Source organism: Variovorax sp. CF079 (assembly GCF_900101545.1).
Lineage (GTDB): Bacteria > Pseudomonadota > Gammaproteobacteria > Burkholderiales > Burkholderiaceae_C > Variovorax.
The window spans coordinates 240286-249251 of the sequence record NZ_FMZU01000009.1 but is presented as its reverse complement, the minus strand read 5'-3'; the positions used below and the strand labels follow the sequence as shown (position 1 = coordinate 249251).

Below are 8966 nucleotides of genomic sequence, written 5' to 3'. Positions count from 1 at the left end.
AGGTGCAGGTGCAGGTGCAGGTGCAGGTGCAGGTGCAGGTGCAGGTGCAGGTGCAGGTGCAGGTGCAGGTGCAGGTGCAGGTGCAGGTGCAGGTGCAGGTGCAGGTGCAGGTGCAGGTGCAGGTGTCGAGCACTTGGCGTTGCCGACATCCTTGTCGTTGCCGCAGTTCGCCGCCGACGCGGTACCTGCGAAGGCGAGAAGCGCCACCGCCACACAAGCCTGCAGCCCCTTGGCCCGCGCAAACTCAGGCGCTTGGAGTTGCAAATCGGGAACCGGGGTGCTGGTCGCCGCCGACTTGCCGACGCCTGTTGCCAGCTCCGATGCCACGGCCCAAAGACCCTTGGCGGCATTCCAAATGATCCTGAAAACGCGGTTCATATCGCCTCCTCCATCCCCCGCCGAAGCGGTAATTGAATACTTTTGACTTTAGTACCGAGGTATTCAATTTCTAAGGAAGGAGTTCACACAATCGGTTACAGAACCGTGTCTTGGCGTCGAAAATGCTATGGTTTGGATAGCAGCCAGGGCTGATCCCACGAGCATTCGTGAGATTTTTCACATTGCGGAGGGTGTGGCGCGCGCCCTGGAGGGGCGGCAAGAACGGCCGGGAAATGAAACCAGGCGCTCGGCCACGCGAGCGCCGCCCAAGGCGCCGGCCTGGGTGCTATGAGATCAGGCGAAAGCCGGCGTCAGACGCGCTTCGCTGACGCGCCGGCAAGGGTCAGGATGTCGTCGCGCGACTGTTTGGAGCCGGGCGCAAACCGGCAGTTGTCAGACCCACCAGCGCCCGGCTGCCAGCGCGGCGGCCAGGGCGATGGGGCTGGTGCTCTCCGTGGCACACCAGGCGAGCTGCGACACCTCGCCGCCGCCGGGCACGCTGGAAGCAGCCATCAGCGCGAAGGTGCAGATGCCAAGGGCGTAGTAGCCCATCACGGCGAGGAAGGGGGCGGCAAAGCCCATCACCGCGCCGCGCGCCTTGCGCTGGGCGGCGGCCAGGCTCGGCAGCGGCACTTCGGCATGCTGCCTGGCAGCGGACCCCTTTGCGGGCCGCTCGCGCATCTCGAAATAGCTGTGCTGCAGTTGCTGTTCGGTGTTCATGCACGTCGTTGTTGTTTGTGGGGATCGATGGCTCCGCCGCGCGAATTGTGAACGGATCGGCGTGGCGTCCATCCAACGAACAGCCGGGATTTTCCCCTTCTGTTGTTCCGCAGATGGTGCGACTGCGTTCCACCGGCCGCACTTCAGGAACAGGGCGCCACCCCCACATGTGAGGGATCGCTCCTCTCGCATCGAACAGAATGAGCGCCTCGCAAGAAAGCACGCACGCCATGACCGCCACCGCCACTGTCACCACCAGCCCCATCGTCCAGATCAAGGCCCTCGGCTTCCCCTGGGAGACCATCGACCCCTTCCTGTTCTGCGCCTACCACGACGACGCCTATCCCAAGGCCAATGCCCAGATGGGGCCCGATGCCTCGCTGGCCGGGCGCGACCTGGGCCAGGACTTCAGCCGCAAGGACGGCTGGAGCATGTACCACGGCAACCCCGTGCCGGGCTTCCCGGGGCATCCGCACCGCGGCTTCGAGACGGTGACCATCGTGCGCAAGGGGCTGATCGATCATTCCGATTCGCTCGGCGCGACCGCGCGCTTCGGCGGCGGCGATGTGCAGTGGCTCACGGCCGGCAAGGGCGTCGTGCATTCGGAGATGTTCCCGCTGCTCGATGCTTCCGCGCCCAACCCGCTGGAGCTGTTCCAGATCTGGCTCAACCTGCCGGCGCGCAACAAGATGGTCGAGCCGCATTTCACGATGTTCTGGGCCGAAGACATCCCGCGCTTCACCGCGATGGATGCCGACGGCCATGCGACCGAGGTCGCGGTCGTCGCGGGCCGTGTCGCGCCGGTGGACGGCGAGCCGGGCGCCGGCGGGCCGCTGGCGCCGCCGCCCGATTCGTGGGCCGCAGAGGCCGATGCGGACATCGCGATCTGGACGATCCGCATGGCACCCCATGCCTGCTGGATGCTGCCTGCCGCGGACGGCGAGGACACGCGGCGCAACCTGTATTTCTTCAAGGGCCGCACGGTCAGCGTGGCGGGCCGGAAGATCGAGAACCACGCCGCCATCGAGCTGCGCGCCGACGCCAGGGTGGAGCTGATCAACGGCGACGAGCCGAGCGAGTTCCTGCTGCTGCAGGGCCGCCCGATCGGCGAGCCGGTGGCGCAGTACGGCCCCTTCGTGATGAACACGCAGACCGAGATCGCGCAAGCCATGGCCGACTACCGCCGCACGCAGTTCGGCGGCTGGCCCTGGCCCGACATGGCGCCGGTGCACGGGCGCGATCCGGCGCGTTTTGCGCGGCATCCCGACGGGCGCGAAGAGAAGCCGCTGGAGTCTTAGCAACCCGCCGGCGGCTGCACGAACCAGCGCCCGCCTGCCCCTTGGTGCAGGTCCACGCGCGTAAAGAAGAAATCCCAGGCGAAGCCGATGTCGCGCATGTCGCCGGACGAGATCGCGCGCAGGCTGAAGAGGCCGCCGGCTGTCGCGCGGCCCGCCGAGACGTGGGCGCCCGGCGCAGCGCTCACGGTGTTGCAGCTCGGCGGCGGTGGCGGAGGCGGTGGGGGTGGCGGCCCGCTGGTATCGGCCGCATGGCGCGAGAAGAAGTCCCAGACGATGTCGGGGTAGCTCGGCCCGCGCTGCAAGGCCCATCGGCCGTCGCGGCCGTTCTGGCCGCCGATCCAGTAGTGGCCGTGGTCGGTGTCGCCGGGGTCGGGCGTGACCGTGGGACCGTTGTAGAACACGGTCTCGACCAGCGAGCGGCTGCCCGGCTGGGCGTCGACGGTGTAGAAGACCTGCTGGCAGTTGTAGTCGGAGCCGTTGGCCGGGGTGCAGGCACGCTCCCGCGCCTGTGCTTCGGGCGGGCTGTTGTGCAAGGCGTCGCCGTTGAGCAGCAGCTGCGCATCGCGCATGTTGCGGCCGGCGGGCTGGATCACGGTGCAGTCCTGGTTGTTCTGCAACACCATCAATGGGATCGGGTAGCTCGCATTGCGCTCGCGCTGCATATCGGCCACCACCTGGCTCACGGCATGAAAAGTGGCGCTGCCGGGGCAGCCCGAGAAGGACACCGAGGCCGCGTCCTCGCCATAGGGCAGGCCCGAGGCGCTGGCCGCGGCCGCGAAGTACTCGTTGTGCGTGACCGAGAGCACCACCGCCATGGCGCCGCCCGATGAGAGCCCGGTGACGTAGCGCCGCTTCGGGTCGATGCCGAAGCGCGATTCGACCTGCCGCGCGATCTGGTGCAGGTCTTCGGGCTCGCCGCGGCCCTGGTGGCGGTGCTGGTCGAGCCAGAAGCCCCAGCAGTTGGTGTTGCGCAGCCCGTCGTAGCTGGTGATGAAGGGCGCGACGAGGATGAAGCGGAAGCGATCGGCGGCCGCCACCAGGCCCCAGTCGCGCAGCACGTCGTCATGCGTCTGCTGGCAGCCGTGCAGCGCCATCACCATCGGCGCCGGGGCCGTGAGGCCGTCCGGCACATAGACCTTGTATTGCCGCTCGCGCGAGCCCGAATAGCTTTGCGGGCTCAGCGTGAACGCGCTGGTGGTGCCGGCCTCGGCCTGCAGCGCGGCGAGCAACAGCAGGAGGGCGGCGGCGACCCAGCGCATTCCTAGCCCAGAACGTCGTTCACCTGCTCGTTGAATTCGGCCTGGCTCAGCGCCGCGCCGATTTCCCGCGGCAGCGCATCGCGCACCGAGAACACGCCGAGGATCTTCGTCCCCGCCACCAGCGGCAGGTGGCGGAAACCCCGCTCGAGCATCATCACGACGGCGTCGGACACCAGCGTTTCCGGCGGCACGCAGATCGGGTTGGGCGTCATGACCTCGCGCGCCGTGGTGCGCTCCGGATCGAGCCCCCGGGCCAGCACCCGTGTCATCAGGTCGCGCTCGGTCAGGATACCCAGCAGGGTCTCCGGCGGCTCGATGATGAGCACGCTGCCGCAGTTGGCGTGCGTCATCACGCCCGCAGCTTCGCGCACGCTGGCCTGCGGGCCCAAGCAGGTCACATGCTTGCGCGAGATGGACTGGAAAACGGTACGTTCATCCATGGTGCACCCTCCTGCGGAACGCGCTATGTTGCGACGGACCTTCGCTTAGCGCAAGGTGGCGTTGAGCCGCTCCAGCGCACCGACGCCGGGGCACAGCTCGGCGGGCCCCAGCGTGTTGAGCGGCCGCTCGCTGGTGTTGAGCGCCGTATGCAGATCGGTGGCCAGCGGATCGACGTAGAGCAGGCCCGTCACCACTTCGCCCATTTCCTGGTGCCGCTGCATGTAGGCCATGGCGGCGTAGCGGTCGCCGGGGTTGTAGTCGGGATGCAGGCTGCGCAGCCGCAGCAGCGTGCCGTCGTGCTGGCGCACGTCCATCACTTCGCCCGGCGCCATGTCCACGGTGATTTCCTGGCGCTCATGGATGAAGTCGATGCGGCTCACCGCCTCGTTGTGTTCGCGCACGTAGTCGTAGCTCTTGGTGCTGCCGGGGTGGTTGTTAAAGGCGACGCAGGGGCTGATCACGTCGATGAACGCGGCCCCGCCGTGGCTGATCGCGCCCTTGATCAGCGGTACCAGCTGCGCCTTGTTGCCCGAAAAGCCGCGCCCCACGTAGCTGGCGCCCAGCTGCAGCGCCATGGCCACCAGGTCCACCGGGCTGTCGCTGTTGACGACGCCCTTCTTGCTCTTGGAGCCCTGGTCGGCGGTGGCCGAGAACTGGCCCTTGGTCAGGCCGTAGACCCCGTTGTTCTCGACGATGTAGGCCATGCGCACGCCGCGCCGCATGGCGTGGGCGAACTGGCCCAGGCCGATGGAAGCCGAGTCGCCGTCCCCCGAAACGCCCAGGTAGAGCAGGTCGCGGTTGGCCAGGTTGGCGCCGGTCAGCACGCTGGGCATGCGGCCGTGCACCGTGTTGAAGCCGTGCGAGGCGCCCAGAAAATAGTCCGGCGTCTTGGAGCTGCAGCCGATGCCCGAGAGCTTGGCCACCCGATGCGGCTCGATGTCCAGCTCCCAGCAGGCCTCGATGATGGCGGCGGAGATCGAGTCGTGGCCGCAGCCGGCGCACAGCGTGGAGATCTTGCCCTCGTAGTCGCGCCGCGTGTAGCCGACCTTGTTGGTGGCCAGCGTCGGGTGGCGCAGCTTGGGCTTGGCGAGGTAGGTCATTCGGGCTCCTTGGCGAGATGGGCGCTGATCGCCTGGACCACAAAACGCGCCGTGATGGGTGTGCCGTCGAAATGCAGCACGGGGACCAGCCTGGCCGGATCGATGCCGAGCTCGTTGACCAGCAGGCTGCGCATCTGGCCGTCGCGGTTCTGCTCGACCACGAACACTTGGCGGTGCCGCGCGAGGAACTGCGCCACGCTGTCCGGGAAGGGAAAGGCGCGCAGCCGCAGCGCGTCGAGTTGGACGCCGCCTTCGGCCAGCTCCTCCAGCGCCTCCTGCATGGCCGGGCTGGTCGAGCCGAAATAGATCACGCCCAGGTCCGTCTTTTCGGCGGCCAGCCGCAGCATCGGCTGCGGCACCAGGGTGGCCGCGGTCGCGAACTTCTTCAAGAGCCGCTCCATGTTGTAGATGTAGTCGGGGCCGCGCTCGGAATACCGCGCGTAGGCGTCGCGCGTCGTGCCGCGGGTGAAGAAGCTGCCCTTGGTCGGGTGCGTGCCCGGCAGCGTGCGCCAGGGGATGCCGTCGCCGTCCACGTCCTTGTAGCGGCCGAAGTCGCGGCCCGCCTCCAGCTCTTCGGCGCTCATGACCTTGCCGCGGTCGTAGGCCCGGCTGTCGTCCCAGGCAAAGGGCGCGCACAGGCGCTGGTTCATGCCGATGTCCAGGTCCGTCATCAGGAACACCGGCGTCTGCAGCCGGTCGGCCAGGTCCAGCGCCGCCGCCGCCTGCTCGAAGCACTCGTGCGGATCCTCGGGGAACAGCAGCACGTGCTTGGTGTCGCCGTGCGAGGCGTAGGCGCAGGACAGGATGTCGGCCTGCTGGGTGCGCGTGGGCATGCCGGTGGAAGGTCCGCCGCGCTGCACGTTGATGAGGGTGACCGGAATCTCGGCAAAGTAGGCCAGGCCGATGAACTCGGCCATCAGGGAAATGCCCGGCCCCGAGGTCGCCGTGAAGGCCCGTGCGCCGTTCCAGCCGGCGCCGACCACCATGCCGATCGAAGCGAGCTCGTCTTCCGCCTGCACGATGGCGAAGCGGTTCTGGCCGTTGGCCGGATCGACGCGGAATTTGGTGCAGTACTTCTGGAAAGCCTCGGCCACCGACGACGAGGGCGTGATCGGATACCAGGCCGCGACCGTGGCGCCGCCATACACGCAGCCCAGGGCCGCGGCGCTGTTGCCGTCCACGAAGATCCGGTTGCCCACCCGGTCGGCGCGCCGCACCTGCAGCCCGAGGGGCTCGCCGCGCAGATGCTCCCTGGCGAAGTCGCAGCCCAGGTGCAGCGCCTGGACATTGGAGGCCAGTAGCTTTTCCTTGCCCTTGTACTGCTCGCCGAACAGCTTCTCGACCACCTCCGGCTCGATGCCCAGCAGGATGGCCAGGGCGCCCACGTAGACGATGTTCTTGAACAGCTGGCGCTGGCGCGGGTCGTGGTAGACGGCGTTGCAGATCTCGGTCAGCGGCATGCCGATCACGCGGATGTCGTCGCGGAATTTCGACGGCGGCAGCGCCCGCGTGCTGTCGTAGAACAGGTAGCCGCCGGGCTCCAGCTCGGCCACGTCGGCGTCCCAGGTCTGCGGGTTCATCGCCACCATCATGTCGGTGCCGCCGCGCCGCCCCATGTGGCCGCGCTCGGTCACGCGCACCTCGTACCAGGTCGGCAGGCCCTGGATGTTGCTGGGGAAGATGTTGCGCGGGCTCACCGGCACGCCCATGCGCAGGATGGCCTTGGCGAACAGCTCGTTGGCCGAGGCCGAACCCGAGCCGTTGACGTTGGCGAACTTGATGACGAAATCGTTGACCGCCTCGATTTGTGGGATGGCCCCCACGCTCGCCACTTCGTGTGCTTCGCTGCCCCCCGAGGGGGCTTTCCCGCCTTCGGGCGGCCGTGCTGCGGGAATGGCGCTCATGCCGTCACCTCCTGCCCTGCGGGCGTCATCTTCAGCAGGAACTTCTGCATGTCCCAGGCCCCCGTGGGGCAACGCTCGGCGCACAGGCCGCAGTGCAGGCAGACGTCTTCGTCCTTGACCATCACCCTGCCTGTCTTGAGCCCGCCGGAGACATAGAGGTCCTGCGCCAGGTTGAGCGCCGGCGCCTTCAGCCGGGCCCGCAGTTCGCTCTCCTCGCCGTTGGCGGTGAAGCTGATGCAGTCCATCGGGCAGATGTCCACGCAGGCATCGCATTCGATGCAGGCGGCCTCGGTGAACACGGTCTGCACGTCGCAGTTCAGGCAGCGCTCGGCCTCCTTGAAGGCGGTGGCGGCGTCGAAGCCCAGTTCCACCTCCACCCGGATGCTGGCCAGCGCCTTCTCGGCCTTGGCCCAGGGAACCTTGTAGCGCAGGTCGTTCGAGGTGTCGTTGTCGTAGCTCCACTCGTGGATGCCCATCTTCTGCGACACCAGGTTGGTCATGGGCGGCGGGCGGACAGTGACCGGCTGGCCATGCAGCAGCCGGTCGATCGACACCGCGGCCTCGTGCCCATGGGCCACGGCCCAGATGATGTTCTTGGGGCCGAAGGCCGCATCGCCGCCGAAGAACACCTGCGGCACCGTGGACTGGAAGGTGTTCTTGTCCAACGTGGGCAGGCCGTGGTTGTCGAAGTCGATGCCGCAGTCGCGCTCGATCCAGGGGAAGGCGTTTTCCTGCCCCACCGCCACCAGCACCTCGTCGCATTCGAAGAAGGCGTCCGGCTCGCCGCTGGGCACCAGCGTGCGACGGCCCTTGTCGTCGTACTCCGCGCGGACGATCTCGAAGCGCATGCCCAGCAGCTTGCCGTTGTCGTGGACGAAGGCCTTCGGTACATGGAAGTTGATGATGGGAATGCCTTCGTGCTGGGCGTCCTCCTTTTCCCAGGGCGAGGCCTTCATCTCTTCGAAGCCGCTGCGCACGATGACCTTCACGTCGGTGCCGCCCAGGCGGCGGGCCGAGCGGCAGCAGTCCATCGCCGTGTTGCCGCCGCCCAGCACGATCACGCGCTGGCCGATGCTTGTTACGTGGCCGAAGGAGACGGAGTTCAGCCAGTCGATGCCGATGTGGATGCCGGCCGCCGCCTCCTGGCGCCCGGGAAGTTCGAGGTTGCGCCCGCGCGGCGCGCCGCAGCCGACGAAGATGGCGTCCCACCCCTGCGCCAGCAGGGCCTTCATCGAGTCGATGGGCTCGCCGCCGCGGAACTCCACGCCCAGGTCCAGGATGTAGCCCGTCTCCTCGTCGATCACCGACTCGGGCAGGCGAAAGTGCGGGATCTGCGTGCGCATGAAACCGCCGGCCTTGGCGTCGCTGTCGAACACCGTCACTTCATAGCCCAGCGGCGCCAGGTCGCGCGCGACGGTGAGCGAGGCCGGCCCGGCGCCCACGCAGGCGATGCGCTTTCCGTTCCTGGGCGCCACCGCCGGCATGCGCGAACGCACGTCGTCCTTCATGTCGGCCGCCACGCGCTTGAGCCGGCAGATCGCCACCGGCTCGGGCTTGCTGGCGTTGCTCTCCTCCACCCGCCCACGCCGGCAGGCCGGCTCGCAGGGCCGGTCGCAGGTGCGCCCCAGGATGCCGGGGAAGACGTTGGAGACCCAGTTGATCATGTAGGCGTCGCCGTAGCGGCGCTGCGCGATCATGCGGATGTATTCGGGGACCGGGGTGTGCGCCGGACAGGCGTACTGGCAATCGACGACCTTGTGGAAATAGGCCGGGTTGGCAATGTTGGTTCGCTGCAAAGCGTGTCTCCTGTCTGCCGCCCGGGGCTCCCCGGGGAGGAGCCGGCTCGGGTCTGCCGCCAGTATGCGC

The 8966-nt window shown here is 67.9% G+C and carries 7 protein-coding genes; 1 reads left to right on the top strand and 6 read right to left on the bottom strand.

The features are described from left to right. Positions 1 to 771: 771 nt before the first annotated feature. The gene (locus BLS74_RS14545) at positions 772 to 1098 is read right to left on the bottom strand and encodes a hypothetical protein (RefSeq protein WP_093107338.1); all 327 of its coding nucleotides are present in this window, start codon (positions 1096 to 1098) and stop codon (positions 772 to 774) included. 230 nt (positions 1099 to 1328) lie between these two features. Here BLS74_RS14545 and BLS74_RS14540 point away from each other — a divergent pair, with 230 nt between their 5' ends. Continuing rightward, the gene (locus tag BLS74_RS14540; protein ID WP_093107382.1) at positions 1329 to 2396 is read left to right on the top strand and encodes a pirin family protein; all 1068 of its coding nucleotides are present in this window, start codon (positions 1329 to 1331) and stop codon (positions 2394 to 2396) included. Here BLS74_RS14540 and BLS74_RS14535 read toward each other — a convergent pair. From BLS74_RS14535 to BLS74_RS14515, 5 genes are all read right to left on the bottom strand, one after another. Then, a complete protein-coding gene (locus BLS74_RS14535) occupies positions 2393 to 3655 on the bottom strand; it encodes an extracellular catalytic domain type 1 short-chain-length polyhydroxyalkanoate depolymerase (protein WP_093107336.1) in 1263 nt (420 codons plus the stop codon). The two genes, BLS74_RS14540 and BLS74_RS14535, sit on opposite strands and share 4 nt — an antisense overlap. A gap of 2 nt (positions 3656 to 3657) precedes the next feature. Further along, positions 3658 to 4095, bottom strand: coding sequence for a CBS domain-containing protein (locus BLS74_RS14530; RefSeq protein WP_093107334.1), 438 nt, complete (start codon positions 4093 to 4095; stop codon positions 3658 to 3660). A gap of 45 nt (positions 4096 to 4140) precedes the next feature. Continuing rightward, a complete protein-coding gene (locus tag BLS74_RS14525; RefSeq protein WP_093107332.1) occupies positions 4141 to 5196 on the bottom strand; it encodes a 2-oxoacid:ferredoxin oxidoreductase subunit beta in 1056 nt (351 codons plus the stop codon). Then, positions 5193 to 7010: a 2-oxoacid:acceptor oxidoreductase subunit alpha gene (locus tag BLS74_RS14520; protein ID WP_093107380.1), complete on the bottom strand. Its 1818-nt coding sequence runs from the start codon at positions 7008 to 7010 to the stop codon at positions 5193 to 5195. Before BLS74_RS14520 ends, BLS74_RS14525 begins: the two co-directional genes overlap by 4 nt. Before the next feature lie 86 nt (positions 7011 to 7096). Then, positions 7097 to 8896: an FAD-dependent oxidoreductase gene (locus tag BLS74_RS14515; protein WP_093107330.1), complete on the bottom strand. Its 1800-nt coding sequence runs from the start codon at positions 8894 to 8896 to the stop codon at positions 7097 to 7099. Positions 8897 to 8966: the final 70 nt, after the last annotated feature.